The sequence below is a fragment of the Streptomyces sp. NPDC048278 genome, assembly GCF_040652195.1.
Lineage (GTDB): Bacteria > Actinomycetota > Actinomycetes > Streptomycetales > Streptomycetaceae > Streptomyces.
Genome location: NZ_JBEZLP010000039.1, coordinates 1 through 20,209, shown reverse-complemented (window position 1 = coordinate 20,209; position 20,209 = coordinate 1). Strand labels below are relative to the sequence as shown.

General features: G+C 72.5%; 16 protein-coding genes. 10 read left to right on the top strand and 6 right to left on the bottom strand.

What is annotated here, in order from left to right; translation table 11 throughout:
- The first annotated feature begins 147 nt into the window (after positions 1 to 147).
- The 3 genes from AB0D74_RS42015 to AB0D74_RS42005 are packed head-to-tail and all read left to right on the top strand — an operon-like array spanning position 148 to position 2,761.
- A complete protein-coding gene (locus AB0D74_RS42015; protein ID WP_362599254.1) occupies positions 148 to 1,590 on the top strand; it encodes a S8/S53 family peptidase in 1,443 nt (480 codons plus the stop codon).
- Positions 1,587 to 2,225: a sigma-70 family RNA polymerase sigma factor gene (locus AB0D74_RS42010; RefSeq protein WP_293996526.1), complete on the top strand. Its 639-nt coding sequence runs from the start codon at positions 1,587 to 1,589 to the stop codon at positions 2,223 to 2,225. Before AB0D74_RS42015 ends, AB0D74_RS42010 begins: the two co-directional genes overlap by 4 nt.
- Before the next feature lie 41 nt (positions 2,226 to 2,266).
- Positions 2,267 to 2,761, top strand: coding sequence for a hypothetical protein (locus AB0D74_RS42005; RefSeq protein ID WP_362599363.1), 495 nt, complete (start codon positions 2,267 to 2,269; stop codon positions 2,759 to 2,761).
- Between the two features lie 15 nt (positions 2,762 to 2,776).
- Here AB0D74_RS42005 and AB0D74_RS42000 read toward each other — a convergent pair whose 3' ends face one another.
- Together AB0D74_RS42000 and AB0D74_RS41995 are read right to left on the bottom strand one after the other, a co-directional pair.
- On the bottom strand, positions 2,777 to 4,054 hold the full coding sequence (locus tag AB0D74_RS42000) for a cytochrome P450 (protein ID WP_362599252.1): 1,278 nt from the start codon (positions 4,052 to 4,054) through the stop codon (positions 2,777 to 2,779).
- A 68-nt stretch (positions 4,055 to 4,122) separates the two neighbouring features.
- Entirely contained in the window at positions 4,123 to 4,914 is a 792-nt protein-coding gene (locus AB0D74_RS41995; protein WP_362599250.1) for an N-formylglutamate amidohydrolase, read from the bottom strand.
- 81 nt (positions 4,915 to 4,995) lie between these two features.
- Between AB0D74_RS41995 and AB0D74_RS41990 the strand changes: the two genes are divergently transcribed.
- Positions 4,996 to 5,337: a DUF5713 family protein gene (locus tag AB0D74_RS41990; protein WP_362599248.1), complete on the top strand. Its 342-nt coding sequence runs from the start codon at positions 4,996 to 4,998 to the stop codon at positions 5,335 to 5,337.
- Positions 5,338 to 5,504: 167 nt separating this feature from the next.
- On the opposite strand, the gene AB0D74_RS41985 is transcribed toward AB0D74_RS41990, so the two are convergent.
- Positions 5,505 to 7,721, bottom strand: coding sequence for an NADP-dependent isocitrate dehydrogenase (locus tag AB0D74_RS41985; protein ID WP_362599246.1), 2,217 nt, complete (start codon positions 7,719 to 7,721; stop codon positions 5,505 to 5,507).
- Between the two features lie 211 nt (positions 7,722 to 7,932).
- On the opposite strand from AB0D74_RS41985, the gene AB0D74_RS41980 reads away from it, so the two are divergent.
- Complete coding sequence (locus AB0D74_RS41980; protein ID WP_362599244.1) at positions 7,933 to 9,516, top strand: M1 family metallopeptidase; 1,584 nt, start codon at positions 7,933 to 7,935, stop codon at positions 9,514 to 9,516.
- Between the two features lie 22 nt (positions 9,517 to 9,538).
- Here AB0D74_RS41980 and AB0D74_RS41975 read toward each other — a convergent pair whose 3' ends face one another.
- The gene (locus AB0D74_RS41975) at positions 9,539 to 10,618 is read right to left on the bottom strand and encodes a mechanosensitive ion channel family protein (protein ID WP_362599242.1); all 1,080 of its coding nucleotides are present in this window, start codon (positions 10,616 to 10,618) and stop codon (positions 9,539 to 9,541) included.
- Between the two features lie 139 nt (positions 10,619 to 10,757).
- Between AB0D74_RS41975 and AB0D74_RS41970 the strand changes: the two genes are divergently transcribed.
- Together AB0D74_RS41970 and AB0D74_RS41965 are read left to right on the top strand one after the other, a co-directional pair.
- Positions 10,758 to 12,209 carry an FGGY family carbohydrate kinase gene (locus AB0D74_RS41970; RefSeq protein WP_362599240.1) on the top strand — a complete coding sequence of 484 codons (1,452 nt, stop codon included), beginning with the start codon at positions 10,758 to 10,760 and terminating at the stop codon, positions 12,207 to 12,209.
- Positions 12,206 to 12,451, top strand: coding sequence for a hypothetical protein (locus tag AB0D74_RS41965; RefSeq protein ID WP_362599238.1), 246 nt, complete (start codon positions 12,206 to 12,208; stop codon positions 12,449 to 12,451). Before AB0D74_RS41970 ends, AB0D74_RS41965 begins: the two co-directional genes overlap by 4 nt.
- Here the strand turns inward: AB0D74_RS41965 and AB0D74_RS41960 are convergent.
- Entirely contained in the window at positions 12,438 to 13,202 is a 765-nt protein-coding gene (locus AB0D74_RS41960; protein ID WP_362599236.1) for a crotonase/enoyl-CoA hydratase family protein, read from the bottom strand. The two genes, AB0D74_RS41965 and AB0D74_RS41960, sit on opposite strands and share 14 nt — an antisense overlap.
- 23 nt (positions 13,203 to 13,225) lie before the next feature.
- Positions 13,226 to 14,209 (bottom strand): lysylphosphatidylglycerol synthase transmembrane domain-containing protein, encoded by a 984-nt coding sequence (locus AB0D74_RS41955; protein WP_362599234.1) that lies wholly within the window; start codon positions 14,207 to 14,209, stop codon positions 13,226 to 13,228.
- A gap of 237 nt (positions 14,210 to 14,446) precedes the next feature.
- On the opposite strand from AB0D74_RS41955, the gene AB0D74_RS41950 reads away from it, so the two are divergent.
- The 3 genes from AB0D74_RS41950 to AB0D74_RS41940 all read left to right on the top strand — a co-directional run bounded on the left by AB0D74_RS41950 (position 14,447) and on the right by AB0D74_RS41940 (position 20,168).
- Positions 14,447 to 16,312 (top strand): ABC transporter ATP-binding protein, encoded by a 1,866-nt coding sequence (locus AB0D74_RS41950; protein ID WP_362599361.1) that lies wholly within the window; start codon positions 14,447 to 14,449, stop codon positions 16,310 to 16,312.
- A 276-nt stretch (positions 16,313 to 16,588) separates the two neighbouring features.
- Positions 16,589 to 17,950, top strand: coding sequence for a ricin-type beta-trefoil lectin domain protein (locus AB0D74_RS41945; RefSeq protein WP_362599232.1), 1,362 nt, complete (start codon positions 16,589 to 16,591; stop codon positions 17,948 to 17,950).
- Between the two features lie 28 nt (positions 17,951 to 17,978).
- On the top strand, positions 17,979 to 20,168 hold the full coding sequence (locus tag AB0D74_RS41940; protein ID WP_362599230.1) for an RICIN domain-containing protein: 2,190 nt from the start codon (positions 17,979 to 17,981) through the stop codon (positions 20,166 to 20,168).
- The last annotated feature ends 41 nt before the right edge of the window (positions 20,169 to 20,209 follow it).

Sequence of the window (20,209 nt, the reverse complement as noted above, 5' to 3'; positions counted from 1 at the left end):
AGGAGTTCCGTAACCGAATCGCCTCGCGCAGTCACCCCTCGGATGGTAGTGGCCTGGGCATACATGCCCCACAGGTTTGACGCTGTATCAAGCGGCGGCCTCGCGAGTCTGACTGAAGAACGCCGTTTCTGGGGGAGGAGACAGGCCATGGCACCGCAGCGATTCCACGAGCAGTTCGAGCAGATCCAGCGCTCCATGCCGGACGTACCACTGGCGATGGGGCCGGACGACGCGGCCGAGTTCCTGTACGAGAAGGGGGTGGTGCTCGCCCGCGACGGCGAGGAGGCCCGGGTCGTCGAGGACACCGTGCGCGCCCACTTCACCGCCACCGCCGGCCTGGTCGCCGACCACGTGGGCAGGACGGGACCGGAGACCAACCGCACCGGCGTCACCCGCATCCGGGTCGGCGACCCGAACCACGGCGACCGCACCGCCGACCCCGCCGTCGGCCACGCGCTGCGCGCCCTGCGGGAGTCGGAGGGCCGCGCCGGCCGCCGCCTGGTCAGCCGCAACCACGTGGTGTCCACCACCCCGAACGCCAACTCCTGCAACCCCTGCGAACCGCTCCCCGCCCTGCTCACCCAGACTCCCAACCCCGTTCCGGCGGAGGGGAGCTACGACCCGGAGACCGCCGTCAAAGTCCTGGTGATGGACACCGGTCTGGTGCACGACTACCGCACCTACCCGCTCCTCGCCCGCGTCCAGGGCGACCTCCAGGTCAGCGAGACGGACGCGGACGGCATCCTCCAGCAGTACGTCGGCCACGGGACGTTCATCGCCGGCCTCATCGCCGCCGTCGCCCCCAACACCGACATCACCGTCACCAACACCCTGAACGACGCGGGCGCCATCCTGGAGTCCGAGTTCGGTGCCAAGCTCTTCGAGGCGATCGACCAGCACGGCTGGCCGGACGTCATCAGCCTCTCCGCCGGCACCTCGAACGGCAGCGCCGACGGACTGCTCGCCGTCGAGGCCTTCATGGACGCCCTGCGCGCCCAGTCCACCCTGCTCGTCGCCGCCGCGGGCAACAACGGCAGCTCCACCCACTTCTGGCCCGCCGCCTGCGCCGACCTGTCCGGCTACGACGACACGGTCCTCTCGGTCGGCGCGCTGCGCAGCGACGGCGAGTACGGCGCCTGCTTCACCAACTACGGCAGCTGGGTCAAGGCCTACGCCCCCGGTGAGCAACTCATCGGCGCCATCGCCGGCTTCGACGCACCCGTGCCCTACGTGTACCAGCACACCACCTACGACGCCTGCCGGTTCGGCTTCGCCTACGCCTGCACCTGCCAGTACCCGCGCCACACCGGCGTGTTGACAGAAACCGGGACGACCGGCCCCGGCAAACCGGACCAAGTGATGTTCGAAGGGTTCGCACAGTGGAGCGGAACATCGTTCGCCACCCCCATCGTGGCCGGCCTCGTCGCCGACCGGATGAGCACCGCCGAGGAGCGCGACCCGCGCGCCGCGGGCGCCCAACTCCTCCAGAGCACCGCGGACTACGCCGAGGTGCGCGGGGCCCATGTGCCGGTGCTCCGCCCGGCCGGCTGGCAGCCGGTCCCGGTGGTGTGGCCGGCTGCCACGGCCTGAGTTCCGGAACACTCCCCTCCACGGCGTACCATGACTTGCCGTACACGAGGGGTGGGACCGTGGACCGAGCAGAGGTCGGCGCGCTGGTCCGGGCCGCCGTCGACGGCGACGCGGCGGCCTGGAAGGCGCTCGTGGAGGGGCTGAGCCCACTGGTGTGGTCCGTGGTGCGCGCGCACCGGCTCTCCGACGCCGACGGGCACGAGGTGTACCAGACCGTGTGGTTCCGGTTCGCCCAGCACCTGGGCCGCATCCGGGAGCCCGACAAGGCGGGCTCCTGGCTGGCCAGCACGGCACGCAACGAGTGCCTGAAGGTGATCCGGGGCCTGACCCGGCTGCTGCCCACCGACGATCCCCAGGTGCTGGACCGGATCAGCGAGGACCGTACGCCGGAACAGTCCCTGATCGACGCGGAGGACCAGGCGGACGAGGCGGAGCGGATCCGCCTGCTGTGGCAGGAGTTCGAGGAACTCGGCGACCGTTGCAGGCAGTTGCTGCGCGTCCTGATGGCCTCGCCGCCGCCCAGCTATGTCGAGGTGTCCGTCGCGCTGGGTATCGCCGTGGGCAGCATCGGCCCGCTGCGCCAGCGCTGTCTGCGCCGGCTGCGGGCCCGGCTCGACGCGAGGGGTGCGGTGTGAGCGACGACGAGTTCCCGGCCGGCGAGAGTCTCGACGAGGCCTTGGGCGATACCTTCGACGGCGTCTCGGACGACACCGAGTTCGACGCCGGCTTCGACGCGGACTTCGACGCGGACCTCCTGGAGGAGGAGCTGCGCGGCGCTGCCGCCGTCCTCGACCCGCTCCCGGCCGAGCTGCTCCAACTGGCCATGGACGCCTACCTGCTGCACGACCTGGACGCCCGGGTCGCCGAGCTGACCTTCGACTCCCTGGTCGACGCCATCCCGGTCAGGGGGGCCGAGGACCCGCCCCGCATGCTGACCTTCCAGGCGGGCGCGCTGACGGTGGACGTCGAGGTCACCGGCGACGGACTGCTCGGCCAGCTGCTGCCACCGCAGTCCGCGCGCATCGAGGTGCTCGGCGGCCCGGGAGCGGCCCGTCCGCTCACGGTCGACTCCATGGGCCGCTTCGCCGCCGACGCCCCACCCTCCGGCCCGTTCGCGCTCCGGCTGCGCACGGGCGAGGACGTGATCGTGACGGAGTGGCTGCGGGCCTGAGGCTGGGGGCCCGCGTCACCAGGTGACAGGCAGCGTCCGCGGTCCCCGGATCATCGTCTTCCGCCGCCACGCCACACCCTCGGCCGGCACCGCGAGCCGCAGGCCCGGCAGCCGGTCGAGGAGGGTGTCGACCAGCAGTTCGGCCCCCAGCCGGGCCAGGACCGCGCCCGTGCAGTAGTGCGTACCGTGGCCGAAGGCGAGGTGCGCGCCGGGTTCGCGGTCCGGGTCGATGCGGTCCGGGTCGGGGAAGACGGCCGGGTCGCGGTTGGCGGCGAGGTAGGAGACGTACACCGGGTCGCCGGCCGCGATCCGGGTGCCGTCGCTCAGCTCGACGTCCTCCAGGGCGATCCGGGCGAGCCCGACCGTGCTGCGGTGCGGGATCCAGCGCAGCAGTTCGTCCAGGACCGGGCCGCGTTCCGCCGGCCGCTCCCGCAGCCGCGCCGTCAGCTCCGGCCGCGTCAGCATCAGGAACAGCATCTGCCCGCAGTTGTGGGTGACCGCCTCGCCGCCGATCTGGAGCGGACCGGCCAGCCCGACGGCCTCCTCCTCCCCGATCTCGCCCCGGGCCACCGCAGCCCCGAGCAACGAGTACACGTCCTCGCCCGCGCTGCCGGCCCGCGCGCGCACCGCTTCGGTGATCCACCCGTACAGCCCCTGCTTGGCGGCCTCGGCGGCCTCGACCCCGCCCGAGGTGGAGATGATCTGCCGGGTCCAGGCGTGCACCCGCTCCCGGTCCGCCTCCGGGACCCCCATCACCTCGCTGACCAGGGTGATCGGGAACGGCTCCAGCACCCGCCCGACCAGATCGGCCGGCGGCCCGTCCCGTACGACTCCGTCGACCAGTCCGTCGAGGATCTCCTGCGCCCGGGGCCGCAGCCGCTTCATCGCGCCGACCGTGAAGGCGCCGGCGAGCGGCTTGCGCAGCCGGTTGTGGTCGGGCTGGTCGGCCCAGGCCAGCGAGCCCGGCCGGGGCCTGAAGTGCGGGGCCAGCCGGGTCACCTGGCGCCGGGTGACCTCGGCGCGGCTGAACCGCGGGTCGTTGGTGACGGTCCTGACGTCCTCGTGGCGGGTCGCGAGCCACGCCCAGCCCTCGCCGTACGGCAGCCGGATCCGGGTCACCGGCCCTTCCCTCATCAGGGACGCCAGCACCGGGTCGAAGTCCGTCCCCGCCAGTTCGAGCGCGGGCCAGTCCCGCACCGGCGGCGCGGCCTCGCGGACGGGCGGGAGCGGCCCCGTCGCCGTGGGCGTGGCCGGCTCCGTGGTCGTGGCGGGCTCGGTGGTCTCCGTGCTCATGCCTCCACGGTCGTACGGCCCCCACCCCGTGTCCTGCCGGAATGCTCCAGCCGGAGGGCCCGGGCGGGTCAACGCCCGGCGGCGTCCACGAGCGCGGCGAGGGCGGCGGCGAGCCGGTCCGCTCCCGGGCCCGCCGGACCGCCGGGCTCGGTCATGTAGAGGTCCCGGCGGATCTCCACCATCAGCGCGGCGACCCGCGCGTCCGAGCCGTAGAACTCCAGCGGCACGTAGGTCCCGCCGAACGGGCTGTCAAGCCCCGTCTCCCCGCACCCCGCGAAGGCCTCGCGGGCCGCCTGTGTCAGCCCGGCCGGCGTGTGGAAGGCGTCCGTGCCCAGGCACACCGGCGGCCGGGGTCCCGCCCCGTGCAGCTCGTAGGGCAGCGCCCGGCTCGGATAGGAGTGCACGTCGATCACCACGGCCCGCCCGGTCGCGGCCAGCCGCCCGGCCACCGCCTCCGTCATCGCCCGCGCGTACGGCCGGAAGTACCGCTCGACCAGCGGCCCGGGATCGTACGGCTCGTCCCGCAGCACGCCCCGCTGCGTGGTCCGCGTGTACACGGCCCCCATCCCGACGGCGAGCATCTCCTCCCGCTCGTCCGGGAACCGCTCGGGGTCGACGACCAGCCGCGACAGCCGGTTGACGAACCGCCAGGGGGTCACCCCGGCCAACCCCGCCGCCGCCTCCGCGAGCTCGGCCGTGTGCGCGTCCGTGATGTGGTCCAGCTCCCGCTCCAGACCGGCGTCGTCGAGCACGATGCCCGCCCGGACACCGGCCGGGACGGCCCGCGCCGAGTGCGGCACATGGAGGATCACGGGCGACCCGGCGGCGCCGGGCAGGAGGTCGTACGACGGCTGGGACACGGGCGGCTCCGGGGGCGTTGTCAGTGGCGGGGGGCAGGATCGAGGTGACACGTCGACGAGCGACAAGGGTGGGGCAGCCGCATGCCGATCAGCAATCCCCGGATCACCGGCCACGCGTTCCTGGCGGGGCTCTACCGGGACGGGTACTACCCCGACCACGTGGTGGACCGGTGCAGTGCCGTGCTCGTCCGCCTCTGCGAGCGCATCGAGGCGGACCGCCCCGCCGACCTGCCCGCGCTGTACCTCCTCACCCACGCGGCGACCGAGGAGTTCAACGCCCTGGAGGCCGAGTTCGAGGCGGCCGGCAGCGAGATCGAGACCGTGGCCCGCGAGGAGATAGCCGCCGACTTCTGGGCCGTCGCCCGGGCCTACGGCTTCGAGGACGCCGACATCGAGGAGCTGATCGCGCCCCGGGAGTGGTGAGCCCCGGGCCGGCGGCTCCCGCACCGGCGCGCCCACCTGCCGGGTCTCCCTCCTGCGCCGGGGCGAGCCACAGCGGATCCGGACGGACCGGACACGGCTCCGCCCCGGCGGGCGGGGTGCCTGCCGGGGCGGGGACGGCAACGAGGCGGCCCCGGAGGGCCGTGGGCCTAGAGGGCCGCGAGCGCCGCGTTCCAGGTGGCCGACGGGCGCATGACCGCGTCCGCCTTGGCCTTCTCGGGCTGGTAGTAGCCGCCGATGTCGGCCGGGGAGCCCTGGACGGCGAGCAGCTCGTCGACGATCTTCTGCTCGTTGGCGGTGAGCGTCTCGGCGAACGGCGCGAACGCCTTGGCCAGCTCGGCGTCGTCGGTCTGCTTCGCCAGCTCCTGCGCCCAGTACAGGGACAGGTAGAAGTGGCTGCCGCGGTTGTCGATGCCGCCGACGCGACGGGTCGGGGACTTGTCCTCGTCGAGGAAGGTCGCCGTGGCGCGGTCGAGGGTGTCGGCGAGCACCTTGGCGCGGGCGTTGCCGGTGAAGTCGGCGTACTGCTCGAAGGACGGCACCAGGGCGAAGAACTCGCCGAGGGAGTCCCAGCGCAGGTAGTTCTCCTTGACCAGCTGCTGGACGTGCTTCGGCGCGGAGCCGCCGGCGCCCGTCTCGAAGAGGCCGCCGCCCGCCATCAGCGGGACGACCGATAGCATCTTGGCGCTGGTGCCCAGCTCCAGGATCGGGAAGAGGTCGGTCAGGTAGTCGCGCAGCACGTTGCCGGTGACGGAGATGGTGTTCTCGCCGCGGCGGATGCGCTCGACCGACAGCTTGGTGGCCTCGACGGGGGACAGGATCCGGATGTCCAGGCCCTCGGTGTCGTGCTCCGTCAGGTACTGCTCGACCTTGGCGATCAGCTGCGCGTCGTGGGCGCGGTCCTCGTCCAGCCAGAAGACGGCCGGGTCGCCGGTGGCGCGGGCGCGGGTGACGGCCAGCTTCACCCAGTCCTTGATCGGCGCGTCCTTGGTCTGGCAGGCGCGGAAGATGTCACCGGCGGCGACCGGCTGCTCGATCACGACGTTGCCGGCCGCGTCGACCAGGCGGACCGTGCCCGTGGTGGCGATCTCGAAGGTCTTGTCGTGGGAGCCGTACTCCTCGGCCTTCTGCGCCATCAGGCCCACGTTCGGGACCGAGCCCATGGTGGAGGGGTCGAAGGCGCCGTTGGCCCGGCAGTCCTCGATCACGGCCTGGTAGACACCGGCGTAGGAGGAGTCCGGGATCACCGCGAGGGTGTCGGCCTCCTGGCCGTCCGGGCCCCACATGTGGCCGGAGGTGCGGATCATGGCCGGCATCGAGGCGTCGATGATGACGTCCGAGGGGACGTGCAGGTTGGTGATGCCCTTGTCGGAGTCGACCATCGCGAGGGCCGGGCCCTCGGCGATCTCGGCGTCGAAGGAGGCCTTGATCTCGGCGCCCTCGGGCAGGTTCTCCAGGCCCTTGAGGATGCCGCCGAGGCCGTCGTTGGGGGACAGGCCGGCCGCCTTGAGCGTCTCGCCGTACTTGGCGAAGGTCTTCGGGAAGAAGACGCGCACCACGTGGCCGAAGACGATCGGGTCGGAGACCTTCATCATCGTGGCCTTGAGGTGCACCGAGAAGAGCACGCCCTCCGCCTTGGCGCGGGCGATCTGCGCGGCCAGGAAGTCGTTGAGCTGCGCGACGTGCAGCACGGAGGCGTCGACGACCTCGCCGGCGAGGACCGGTACGGACTCCTTGAGGACGGTGGTGGTGCCGTCCTCGGCGACCAGCTCGATCTTCAGCTTGCCGGCCTCGGAGATCACCGCGGACTTCTCGGTGGAGCGGAAGTCGTTCTCACCCATGGTGGTGACGTTGGTCTTCGACTCGCCGGACCAGGCGCCCATGCGGTGCGGGTGGGTCTTGGCGTAGTTCTTGACCGAGGCGGGGGCACGGCGGTCCGAGTTGCCCTCGCGCAGGACCGGGTTCACGGCGGAGCCCTTGACCTTGTCGTAGCGGGCGCGGATGTCGCGCTCCTCGTCGGTCTTCGGGTCGTCCGGGTAGTCCGGCAGCGCGTAGCCCTTGCCCTGGAGCTCGGCGACGGCGGCCTTGAGCTGCGGGAGCGACGCCGAGATGTTCGGCAGCTTCACGATGTTGGCCTCGGGCGTCTTGGCCAGGTCGCCCAGCTCGGCCAGGGCGTCCGGGATGCGCTGGTCCTCGTTCAGGTACTCCGGGAAGTGGGCGATGATGCGCCCGGCCAGCGAGATGTCGCGGATGTCCACGGCGACACCGGCCTGCGAGGCGTACGCCTGGATCACCGGCAGGAACGAGTGCGTCGCGAGGGCCGGGGCCTCGTCTGTGTAGGTGTAGATGATGGTCGAGTCAGTCACCGGGTGCTCCGCTCCACGTCTGCAACATTGCTCGACATCAAGATATCTCGTGACCGGCCCTCGCTCGACAGGGGTCCGCGACTCGGAAGATCCGCTTGTCCGGTTGTCATACGCCGGGCAACCGGATCGGTCACAAGGGTGGTCAAGACGAACGAGTCACCATCGACCGGCGGCCGGACCGACCGACCGGCCGCCCGAGCGAAAGCGGACCATGAGATATCGCACCAGAGTCACGGCCCCGGCGGCTGCCCTGCTCGGCACGGCGACCGTCCTGGCCACGGGGGCCCCGGCCCTCGCGCGTCCCTTCTCCGCGGGGGAGACAAGCGGCGCCGCGAGGACCGGGGGCAACACGCCGGCCCCGGGCCCTGAGACCCTCGGCGACCCCGTCTACCCGGCCCTCGGCAACGACGGCTACCGGGTCCACGCCTACGACCTCGACCTCGCCTACGACGCCACGACCCGCCTGGTCGACGCCACGGCGACCCTGCGCATCCGCACCACCCAGGACCTGTCCCGCTTCTCCCTGGACGCGCTCGGCCTCGACATAGCGGCCGTCCGGGTCGACGGCCGGGCCGCCGCCTTCGAGCAGGCCGACGAGAAGCTGCGGATCACGCCCGCCCGGCCGCTGCGCGAGCGGGCCGACGCCACCGTGTGCGTGACCTACACGGCCGACCCGCGCCGCACCCTCCCGCACACCGCCTGGGTGCCCACCCCCGACGGCTTCGCGATCTGCCCGCAGCCCAACTCCGCGCACACCGTCTTCCCGTGCAACGACCACCCCTCGGACAAGGCGGACTTCACCTTCCGCGTCACCGTCCCCGGCGGCCTGCGGGGCGTCGCGAACGGCCTGCTGACCTGCACCGAGAACCTGCCGGGCGACCGCACGGCGTACTCGTACCGGTCCCGGTCGCCGATCGCGACCGAGCTCGTCCAGATCACCGTCGGCGACTACCTGGTCAAGGACCGGCCGGGCCCGCACGGCCTGCCGCTGCGGGACGTCGTCCCCACGGCCCGCGCCGCCGCCCTGGAACCGGCGCTCGCCCTCACCCCGGGCCAGGTCGCCTGGCTGGAGGACCGGCTCGGCGCCGCCTTCCCGTTCGAGACGTACGGCCTGCTGCCCTGCAACTCCGACGACCCGAACGCGTTCGACTTCACGGGCCTGGAGACCCAGACCCTCACCCTCTACAAGCCGAACTTCCTGCTCCAGGAGGAGGCGAAGATCGGCTCGCACATGATGCACGAGCTGGTCCACTCCTGGTTCGGCAACCTGGTCTCCCCCGCCACCTGGGCCGACCTCTGGCTCAACGAGGGCCACGCCGACTTCTACGGCCTGCTCTACCGCTACGAACGCGGCTGGCCGGACTCCCTGGGCATGACCACCATGGAGGCCCGGATGAAGGACACCTACGCCCGCGGCGACCAGTGGCGCCACGACTCCGGCCCCGTCGCCGCCCCGAACGAGGCCAACCTCTTCGACAGCCAGCGCTACCTCGGCGGCGTCCTGGTCCTGTACGCCTTCCGCGAGCTGGTCGGCGAGGCCGCCTTCCACGCGGTCGAGCGCACCTTCCTGGACCGCTTCCGGCGCCGCTCGGCCTCGACGGCGGACTACATCGCGGTGGCCTCGGAGGTCACCGGACAGGACCTGTCCGGCTTCCTCCGCGACTGGCTCTACGGCACGACGACCCCGCGCATGCCCGGCCACCCCGACTGGACGGTCACCCCGGTCACCCCGGCCCTCACCGCCCCGCACAGCCTGCGAGGCGGCCACCACCACGACAACTCGGCCACGCTGTAGCCGCGACCGGCAGGGGGCTGGGCTAGTCGCCGGCCGGCACATCCTCGGCGGTGCGCTGGTGCGGGATCACCACGGCCCCCTGCTGGAGCGCCACCGTGCGGGCCGGGGCCGGGATGCGGATGCCCTCCTCGCGGTAGCGGCGGTGCAGGCGCTTGATGAACTCGTGCTTGATGCGGAACTGGTCGCTGAACTCGCCGACACCGAGGATCACCGTGAAGCCGATCCGCGAGTCGCCGAACGTGTGGAAACGGATGGCGGGTTCGTGGTCCGGGAGCGCGCCGGTGATCTCGGTCATGGTCTCGGCGATGACCTCGTGGGTGACCCGCTCCACGTGGTCCAGGTCGCTGTCGTAGCCCACGCCCACCTGCACCAGGATCGTCAACTGCTGCTCGGGACGCGTGTAGTTGGTCATGTTGGTCTTCGCCAGCTGGCCGTTGGGGATGACCACCAGGTTGTTGGAGAGCTGCCGGACGGTGGTCTGGCGCCAGTTGATGTCCACCACGTAGCCCTCCTCGCCGCTGCTCAGCCGGATGTAGTCGCCCGGCTGGACGGTCTTGGAGGCGAGGATGTGGATGCCCGCGAAGAGGTTCGCCAGGGTGTCCTGGAGGGCGAGCGCGACCGCCAGACCGCCCACGCCCAGGGCGGTGAGCAGCGGCGCTATGGAGATGCCCAGCGTCTGCAGCACCACCAGGAAGCCGATCGCCAGGACCAGCACCCGGGTGATGTTCACGAAGATCGTGGCCGAACCGGCGACCCCGGAGCGGGACTGGGTGACCGACTGCACCAGCCCGGCGATCACCCGCGCCGCCGACACCGTCACCGCGAAGATGAGCACCACTTGGAGACACTGGTTCGTGTGGTGCTGGACCGTTCTGGTCAGCGGCAGCACCGCCGCCGCGGCGGCGGCCCCGGCCGTGATCGCCGCCCACGGGACCGCCGTGCGCAGCGCGTCCACGATGACGTCGTCACCGCTCCAGCGGGTCCGCTTGGCGTGCTTGGCCAGCCAGCGCAGCATCCCGCGGGACAGAAAGGCCAGCAACAGGCCCGCCGCGAGGGCGATCCCGGCCAGGACCAGGTCATCGACGGTGAGCGCTCGGTCCACCGGTTACCTCCCATTCGATCGTGCAACCGCTCATCCTGCCGTATCCGCACGGAGGTTCGTGCCAGCCGCATCCGGGTGCGCTTGTGCTGCCCCGGGCCCCTGCGGCAGGCTGTCGCGCAGTGATCGTCAGGGAGGCTCGATGACAGGTCCGGTGCTCGCCGTCGACCAGGGCACGTCCGGTACCAAGGCCCTGGTGATCTGCCCCGAACGGGGCGTCATCGGCACCGGATTCGTCGCCGTACAGCCCCGGCACCTGCCCGGCGGCCGGGTGGAGGCCGACCCCGTGGAGCTGTACGAGTCGGTGCTCGTGGCCGGGCGCCGGGCCCTCGCCGAGGCCGGTGAACCGGTGACCGCGCTCGGCCTGGCCAACCAGGGCGAGACCGTCCTCGCCTGGGACCCCGGCACCGGGCGTCCGCTCACCGACGCCCTCGTCCGGCAGGACCGCCGGGCCGAACCGATCTGCGCCGAACTCGCCGACCACGCCGAGGAGTTACGCGCCCTCACCGGCCTCCCGCTCGACCCCTGCTCCGCCGCGCCCAAGATGGCCTGGATCCGCCGGCACCTCACCACCGAGGGGGTCGTCACCACCACCGACGCCTGGCTGGTCCACCGGCTCACCGGCGCCTTCGTCACCGACGCCGCCACCGCGAGCCGCACCCACCTCCTCGACCTGGACCGGGTGGAGTGGTCCTCCCGCGCCCTCGACCTCTACGGGCTGTCCGCCGAACGCCTCCCCGAGATCGTCGACAACGCCCGACTCGTGGGCACGACGAAGGAGTTCGGGGGCAGGATTCCGCTCACCGGGCTCGCCGTCGACCAGCAGGCGGCCCTCCTCGCCGAGCGGATCACCGGGCCCGGCGGCGCCAAGTGCACCTACGGCACCGGGGCGTTCCTGCTCGCGCACACCGGTGACACGCCCCGGCGCAGCGGCTCGGGACTGGTCGGCTGCGTCGCCTGGCGCCTCGCCGGAGAGCCCGGCTACTGCCTGGACGGCCAGGTGTACACCGCCGCCTCCGCCGTGCGCTGGCTCACCGACCTCGGCGTGATCTCGGGCCCCGCCGACCTGGACCGGGTGGGCGGCGCCGTCCCCGACGCGGGCGGGGTGACCTTCGTCCCCGCGCTGGCCGGACTCGCCGCCCCCTGGTGGCGCGGCGAGGTGCGCGGCTCCCTCACCGGGCTCGGCCTCGACACCGGCCCCGGGCAGCTGGCGCGGGCCCTGTGCGAGGGCCTCGCGGCCCAGGTGACGGAGCTCGCCGAGGCCGCGGAGGCCGACCTCGGCACCCCGCTGACCGCCCTGCGCGTCGACGGCGGCCTGACCCGCTCGGCCCTGCTCATGCAGACCCAGGCCGACCTGCTCCAGCGCCCCGTCGAGGTGTCCACGCTGCCCGACGCCACCGCCCTCGGGGTGGGCGCGCTGGCCCACCTCGGCAGCGACCCGCTCGACTTCCTGCCCGACGGCGGCCCCTCGGCCGTCTACGAGCCGCGCATCTCCGCCGCCGAGGCCGCCGACCGCCTCGGCGTCTTCCGCGCCGCCGTCGCCGCCCTGCTGGACGGGCCGGTGACCGGAGCCGGCTCGGGCGCGCCCCGGTGACGGTCACCGCCGCGGAACCCCTGCCGACCGTCCCGTACGACGTGACGGTCGCCGACGCCGGAGCCGTCGGCAGCGCGCCCGCCCGCGAACTCGCCCGCCACCCGCACCTCGACGTCACCGACCGCCCTGGGGTCTTCGCCGTCGGCGGTCTGCGGCGGCCGGGACCGGACGTCCGGGCCGCCACCCGCGAGGGCGCCGCGGCGGCCGGGGCGGTGCCGGAGCGGCTGGTCAGTCGCCCGTGAAGGAGCCGTGCCGGCCCGCGCCCGCCGCGAACCGCGCCGCGCCCTCCAGGCCCTCCGCCAGCACGGCCATGCCGTGCCGGATCTCGGCGCCCAGTGCCGCCGGCTCGTCCAGCCCCTCCTGGTCCAGCACCGACGCCCGGTCGCTGCGCAGGCAGGCCTGCGGGAAGGCCGCGAGGGACGCGGCCAGTTCCTCGGCCGCCTCGCGGGAGCGGCCGGGCGGCACCAGCCGGTTGGCCAGGCCCATCTCGTACGCCTCGGGGGCCGGGACCGGGCGGCCGGTGAGGATGAGGTCCATCGCCCGGCCGGTGCCGATCAGCCGGGGCAGCCGTACGGTGCCGCCGTCGATCAGCGGCACGCCCCAGCGGCGGCAGAAGACGCCGAACACCGCGTCCTCCTCGGCGACCCGCAGATCGCACCACAGGGCCAGCTCCAGGCCCCCGGCCACGGCATGCCCGGCGATCGCCGCGATCACCGGCTTGGTCAGGCGCAGCCGGGTCGGACCCATCGGGCCGTCACCGTCCGCGGCGACCCGGTTGCCGTGCCCGGCGCCCATCGCCTTGAGGTCGGCGCCCGCGCAGAACGTGCCGCCCTCGCCCCACAGCACCGCCACCCGGGCCTCGTCGTCCGCCTCGAACTCCCGGAAGGCGGCGGCCAGTTCGGCCGCCGTCGGCCCGTCGACCGCATTGCGGACATCGGGCCGGGAGAGGACGACCGTCGTGACAGGACCCTGGCGTTCCAGGCGGACCGGCATGTGTTCTCCTCCGCGGCGAGCTCTCAGATGACCTTCAGTCGCACCAGCGCTCCCAGTGTCAGGGCTCCCGGAAGCAACGGCACCCACACGGTGATGATCCGGTACGCGAGGACGACGGCCGTGGCCACCGCCACCGGGCCGCCGGCCGCCACCAGCGCCACGATCAGCGCCGCCTCCACCGAACCCAGGCCGCCCGGCGTGGGGATCAGGGCGACGGCGACCGTGGCCGCCAGGTACGCGAGCGCCATGTGCGCGGGCGGCACGTCGAGGCCGAGCGCCCGGCCCACCGCCACCAGACCGCCCGCCTGGAGCGCGGGGAAGGCAAGCGAGCCGCCCCACAGCGCCAGCGCCCTGGACGGCCGCGTGTGCACCGAGCGGGCCTCGCCCAGGGCGCTGCGCACGAAGCGGAACACCGGCTCGCGCACCCGTCGTACGAGGAAGAGCGCGGCCAGCGCCACGGCCACCAGGACGCCGGCGACGGCCAGGACCGGTCCGACGTCGCCGTCGGGGAGCAGCCCGTCGAGCCGCAGGGCGTCCGGGAAGGCGACGAAGAACACGGCCATCAGGCCCACGCGGGCGATCGACTCGGCGAGCAGGTAGAGGGCCAGCGCGGCGGAGGAGGTGGCGAGCGGCACCCCGCACACGGTCATGAACCGCAGGTTGACCGCGCCCGAGCCGAGGCCCGTCGGCAGCAGGTGGTTGGCCGAGCCCGCCGCGAGCTGGGTGGCCAGCAGCCGCCAGCGGGGCAGTGGCTGGACGACCGCGCCCTGCCGGGTGAAGGCGGCGGCCACCCAGGTCAGGCAGGTGGCACCGCCGGCCGCCAGCAGCCAGGGCCAGGAGGCGTCGCGCAGGTGGGCGAAGCCCTCGACGAGGACCGGCCAGTGCTGCACCGCGATGACCGCGACCAGCACGAGCGGAATGAGCGTGAGGATGTGCCGCCAGGGGACACGGCGGGCGAGCCGGGGGAGACGGCTCTCACGGAAGCCGGGGATTCTTACCGCTGTCACACCGGGAGAGGTTTTCCGCGCCGCCCCAACTGCGGGTGGCGGAAGAGGAGACGCCGGATGACGACCGGGAAGCGGGTGAGGGGGGAGGTCCACCGGGAGGTCGGACCGGAGGCCCACCCGGGGCTTCACGGGGCCGGACGGGGCGTGCGGAGGGCTCATCGGGTCCTTCGTACGGGGCGACGGCGCGCGGACATTGACCTCAACGACGGTTGAGGTCCTACGTTCTCCCTCATGAGTATGGAGACCACCGCCTGGACGCAGCTGCACAGCGTGATGACCGCCCAGCAGGAGCGGCGCCCGTTCGACCGGGCCACGCTGCGCCGTATCGCCGCCTTCGCCCGCCCGCACCGGGGCGGCATAGTCCGTTTCGTCCTCCTCGGGGTGGTCACCGCCCTGCTCGCCGTCGCCACCCCGGTGCTGGCCGGCCATGTCGTCGACGCGATCGTGTCGGGGCACGACACCGGCACGGTCGTGCGGCTGTCGCTGTTGATCGCGCTGGTCGCGGTCGCGGAGGCGGCGCTCGGGGTGCTCGGGCGGCGGCTCTCGGCGACGCTCGGGGAGGGCCTCATCCTCGACCTGCGCACGGCTGTGTTCGATCATGTGCAGCGGATGCCCGTCGCGTTCTTCACACGTACCCGTACGGGAGCGCTGGTCAGCCGACTCAACAACGACGTGATCGGCGCCCAGCGGGCCTTCGCCAACACCCTCTCCGGCGTGGTCAGCAATCTGGTCACGCTGCTGCTCACGCTCGCCGTCATGCTCACCCTGTCCTGGCAGATCACCCTGCTCGCGCTGGTGCTGCTGCCGCTGTTCGTGGTGCCCGCCCGCCGGATGGGCGGCCGGATGGCCCGCATGCAGCGCGAGGCCGCCGCCCTCAACGCGGAGATGGGCACCCGCATGACCGAGCGGTTCTCCGCGCCCGGCGCCACCCTGATCAAGCTCTTCGGCCGCCCCGAGGAGGAGTCGGCGGAGTTCGCCGCGCGCGCCGCCCGGGTCCGGGACATCGGCGTGCGCACCGCCACCGCCCAGTCGGTGTTCATGACCGCCCTGACCCTGGTCTCCTCCCTCGCCCTCGCCCTGGTCTACGGCCTCGGCGGCTGGTTCGCGCTGCGCGGCACCCTGGAGCCGGGCGCGGTGGTCGCCCTCGCCCTGCTGCTGACCCGCCTCTACGCCCCGCTGACCTCCCTCGCCGGGGCCCGCGTCGAGGTGATGAGCGCACTGGTCAGCTTCGAGCGGGTCTTCGAGGTGCTCGACCTGAAGCCCCTGATCGAGGAGAAACCGGACGCCCGTGAGGTCCCGGAGGGCCCGGTCGCCGTCGAGTTCGAGGACGTCCGCTTCGCCTACCCGGCCGCCGACCAGGTCTCCCTCGCCTCCCTCGAAGAGGTCGCCGTCCTCGACTCACGCGGCGGCAGCGAGGTCCTGCACGGCGTCTCCTTCCGCGCCGAACCCGGCCGGACCGTCGCCCTCGTCGGCACCTCGGGCGCCGGCAAGTCCACCATCGCCCAGCTGCTGCCGCGCCTGTACGACGTCGACGCGGGCGCCGTCCGCATCGGCGGTGCCGACGTCCGTGACCTGACCGCCGGGTCCCTGCGCGCCACGCTCGGCATGGTCACCCAGGACGGCCACCTCTTCCACGACACCGTGCGCGCCAACCTGCTCCTGGCCCGGCCCGGCGCCACGGAGGAGGAGTTGTGGGAGGCCCTCGGCCGCGCCCGGCTCGGCGAGGTCGTACGGTCGCTGCCCGACGGTCTGGACACGGTGGTCGGCGAGCGCGGCTACCGGCTCTCCGGCGGCGAGCGCCAGCGCATGACCATCGCCCGGCTGCTGCTGGCCCGCCAGCGGGTGGTCATCCTCGACGAGGCCACCGCGCATCTCGACAACACGTCCGAGGCGGCGGTTCAGGAGGCGCTCGCGGAGGCGCTGGAGGGGCGGACGGCGGTGGTCATCGCCCACCGGCTGTCCACGGTGCGGTCCGCCGACCAGATCCTGGTGGTGGAGGGCGGGCGGATCGTGGAGCGCGGCACGCATGAGTCGCTGCTGGCGGCGGAGGGGCGGTATGCCGAGCTGTACCGGACGCAGTTCGCGGAGGTGCGGTCGGTTTGAGGGGGGCGCCGTAGGGGTGCGGGCCGTTCTCGGGTGCGCGTTCGCCGTGGCTGGTCGCGCCCGCGCGGCGGCAGCCGCCAATTGACACAGCCCCGCGCCCCTTTCGGGGCGCTCCACTTCGGGGGTAATTGGCGCGGGCCTCTTGACTGCACTGGTCCGGACCTTTAGCTTCACGCCTTAAATAAAGCCTCACGGATGTACGCAACGCCCAGTGACAACAAGGGCGTTGCGTACAGACCGTGTTGCATCCCCCCGCGTGAAAGGCCACCCCCCGCAATGGCCAGAACTCTCCCCACGGCTGTCTCCATAGCCGCGCTGACGCTCTCCGCAGGCCTGCTCACCGCGGCTCCGGCGCAGGCCGCCACCGGCACCGTCACCGGCCTCGCCGGCAAGTGCCTCGACGTCGCCGGCGCCAACTCCGCCGACGGCACCGCCGTTCAGCTCTACGACTGCAACGGCACCTCCGCCCAGCAGTGGACCCGCGGCGGCGACGGCACCCTCCGCGCGCTCGGCAAGTGTCTCGACGTGACCGGCAACTCGACCGCCGACGGCGCCAAGCTGCAGCTGTGGACGTGTTCCGGCGGCGCGAACCAGCAGTGGACCGTGTCGTCGGCGAACGACATCGTCAACCCGCAGGCGAACAAGTGCATGGACGTCACCGGCAACAGCTCCGCCAACGGCACCCGGATACAGATCTGGACCTGCGCGGGCACCGCCAACCAGAAGTGGACCGCCCCGGCGGCCGGCGGCACCACCACCCCGTCCTCGCCGATGGCCGTGGCGCCCTACCTCTACAACGGCTGGGGCGACCCGCCGAGCCCGACCACCATCACCAACGCGACCGGCGTGAAGTACTACACGCTCGCGTTCGTGCTCAGCAACGGCTACTGCAACCCGCAGTGGGACGGCAGCCGGGCGCTGACCGGCGGCGTCGACCAGAGCACCGTCAACACGGTGCGCGCCAACGGCGGTGACGTCATCCCGTCCTTCGGCGGCTACAGCGGCAACAAGCTGGAGAGCTCCTGCTCCAGCGCGGGCGAGCTGGCGGCGGCCTACCAGAAGGTCATCAACGCCTACGGCGGGCTCAAGGCGATCGACATCGACCTGGAGGCCGACGCGTACAGCAACGGGACCGTGCAGCAGCGGGTCGTGGACGCGCTGAAGACGGTGAAGGCCAACAACCCGGGCACGAAGGTGTACATCACCATCGGCACCGGCCAGAGCGGGCCCGACACCAGCCTGATCAACCGGGCGGCGAACTCCGGGCTGACCGTCGACGCCTGGGCCATCATGCCGTTCGACTTCGGCGGGGCCGGCCAGAACATGGGCAACCTCACCACCCAGGCGGCCGAGGGGCTGAAGAACGCGCTGAAGACCGCGTACGGCTACAGCGACGACACCGCCTACCGGGACATGGGCATCTCGTCCATGAACGGCATCACCGACAACAGCGAGACGGTGACCGTCAACGACTTCCGGACCATCCTCGCCTACGCCCAGCAGCACCACCTGGCCCGGCTCACCTTCTGGTCCGCCAACCGCGACCGGCCCTGCACCGGCGGCTCCGCCGACAGCTGCTCGGGCGTGAGCCAGTCCAACTGGGACTACACCCGCGTCTTCGCCGGCTACACCGGCTGACCCCCCACACCAAGGACTAGGAGACCCAGTGCCCCGCCTTTCCTGGCGCCGCAGACCGACGAGTGCCGCCGTGCTGGCCGTTCTCGGGGCCTCGCTGCTGACCGCCGCCCCGTCCGCGCACGCGGCGGCCACCGCCCTGCCCACCGGCCTCGCCACCCTCACCAACGCCGCCAGCGGCAAGTGCCTGGACGCCAGGGCCGCCGCCACCGCGAACGGCACCGCCGTCCAGCAGTACACCTGCAACGGCACCACCGCCCAGCAGTGGGGCCTGACCGCCACCAGCGACGGCTACGTCCGGATCGGCAACGGCAACAACACCAACCAGGTGGTCGACGTCACCGACGTCTCCACCGCCGACAACGCCCCGACCCAGCTCTGGGCCTACGGCGGCGGGGCCAACCAGCAGTGGCTGCCGGTCGACGAGGGCGGCGGCGCCTACCACTTCGTCAACCGCAACAGCGGCAAGTGCCTCGACGACCCGGCCGCCTCGACCGCGGACAGCGTGCAGCTGGTCCAGTACGCCTGCAACGGCACCGCGGCCCAGCGCTTCCAGGTGACCGCCGTGGCACCGCCGTCGTCCGGCAACCCCGACCTCGGCCCGAACGTGGTCGTCTTCGACCCGTCGATGCCGGCGTCGACCATCCAGAGCCGCCTCGACTCCATCTTCCAGCAGCAGGAGACGAACCAGTTCGGCTCCCAGCGCTACGCCGTGATGTTCAAGCCGGGCACCTACAGCGCCAACGTCAACGTCGGCTTCTACACCCAGGTCCTCGGTCTCGGCCTGACCCCGGACGCGGTCAACATCAACGGCGCGGTGCACGCCGAGGCCGACTGGTTCCAGGGCAACGCCACCCAGAACTTCTGGCGGGGCGCGGAGAACCTGTCCGTCACTCCGACCGGCGGCTCCGACCGCTGGGCGGTCTCGCAGGCCTCGGCCTACCGCCGGATGCACCTGCGCGGCAACCTCGCCCTGGACGACGGCGGCTGGTCCAGCGGCGGCCTGATCGCCGACAGCAAGATCGACGGCCAGGTCAACTCCGGCAGCCAGCAGCAGTGGCTGACCCGCAACTCGCAGCTCGGCAGCTGGACCGGCTCCAACTGGAACATGGTCTTCGTCGGCAGCACCGGTGTGCCGGGCACCACCTTCCCGAGCCCGCCGGACACCACGGTCGCGCAGAGCCCGGTCACCCGCGAGAAGCCGTTCCTGTACGTCGACGGCTCCGGCAACTACCAGGTGTTCGTCCCGTCCACCCGCTCCAACACCTCCGGCACCAGCTGGAGTTCGGGCACCGCGGCCGGTTCGTCGCTCTCGCTGGACAGCTTCTACGTCGTGAAGCCGGGCGCCACCGCGTCCCAGATCAACGCGGCCCTGGCGGCGGGCAAGAACCTCCTGGTCACCCCGGGTGTCTACCACCTCGACCAGACGCTCCAGGTCAACCGGGCCGACACCGTCGTCCTCGGCCTCGGCCTCGCCACCTTCGTCCCGGACAACGGCGTCACCGCCATGAAGGTCGCCGACGTCGACGGCGTCCAGATCGCGGGCCTGCTCTTCGACGCCGGCACCACCAACTCCTCGACCCTGGTGGAGGTCGGCCCGAGCGGCTCCTCGGCCTCGCACGCGGCGGACCCGACCGCCCTGCACGACGTGTACTTCCGGGTCGGCGGCGCGGGCGTCGGCAAGGCCACCACCAGCCTCGTCGTCAACAGCGACAACGTCATCGGCGACCACATGTGGATCTGGCGCGCCGACCACGGCAGCGGGGTCGGCTGGACCAGCAACACCGCGGACACCGGCCTGGTCGTCAACGGCGACGACGTCACCATGTACGGCCTGTTCGTCGAGCACTTCCAGAAGTACCAGACCCTCTGGAACGGCAACGGCGGCCGGACGTACTTCTACCAGAACGAGATGCCCTACGACCCGCCCAACCAGGCGGCCTGGATGAACGGCTCGACCCAGGGCTACGCGGCCTACAAGGTCGCCGACTCGGTCACCAGCCACCAGGTGTACGGCCTGGGCAGCTACTGCTACTTCAACGTCAACCCGGGCGTGGTCGCGGCGCACGCCGTCGAGGCGCCGAACACCTCGGGCGTCCGCTTCACCAGCCTGGTGACGGTCTCCCTCGGCGGCACCGGCACCATCAGCCATGTCGTCAACAACACGGGCGGACCGTCGAACTCGTCGAACAACGTAGCGAACCTGAAGTCGTACCCGTGACCTGAACGGCTGTGGGCCGGTACGGCGGACGTCCGCCGTAC

Excerpts from the sequence above, each read along its gene's own strand:
- AB0D74_RS42015 (WP_362599254.1), top strand. The coding sequence starts at position 148 with ATGGCACCGCAGCGATTCCACGAGCAGTTCGAGCAGATCCAGCGCTCC.
- AB0D74_RS42000 (WP_362599252.1), bottom strand. The coding sequence starts at position 4,054 with ATGAGCACGGAGACCACCGAGCCCGCCACGACCACGGAGCCGGCCACG.
- AB0D74_RS41990 (WP_362599248.1), top strand. The coding sequence starts at position 4,996 with ATGCCGATCAGCAATCCCCGGATCACCGGCCACGCGTTCCTGGCGGGG.
- AB0D74_RS41980 (WP_362599244.1), top strand. The coding sequence starts at position 7,933 with ATGAGATATCGCACCAGAGTCACGGCCCCGGCGGCTGCCCTGCTCGGC.
- AB0D74_RS41970 (WP_362599240.1), top strand. The coding sequence starts at position 10,758 with ATGACAGGTCCGGTGCTCGCCGTCGACCAGGGCACGTCCGGTACCAAG.
- AB0D74_RS41960 (WP_362599236.1), bottom strand. The coding sequence starts at position 13,202 with ATGCCGGTCCGCCTGGAACGCCAGGGTCCTGTCACGACGGTCGTCCTC.
- AB0D74_RS41950 (WP_362599361.1), top strand. The coding sequence starts at position 14,447 with ATGGAGACCACCGCCTGGACGCAGCTGCACAGCGTGATGACCGCCCAG.
- AB0D74_RS41945 (WP_362599232.1), top strand. The coding sequence starts at position 16,589 with ATGGCCAGAACTCTCCCCACGGCTGTCTCCATAGCCGCGCTGACGCTC.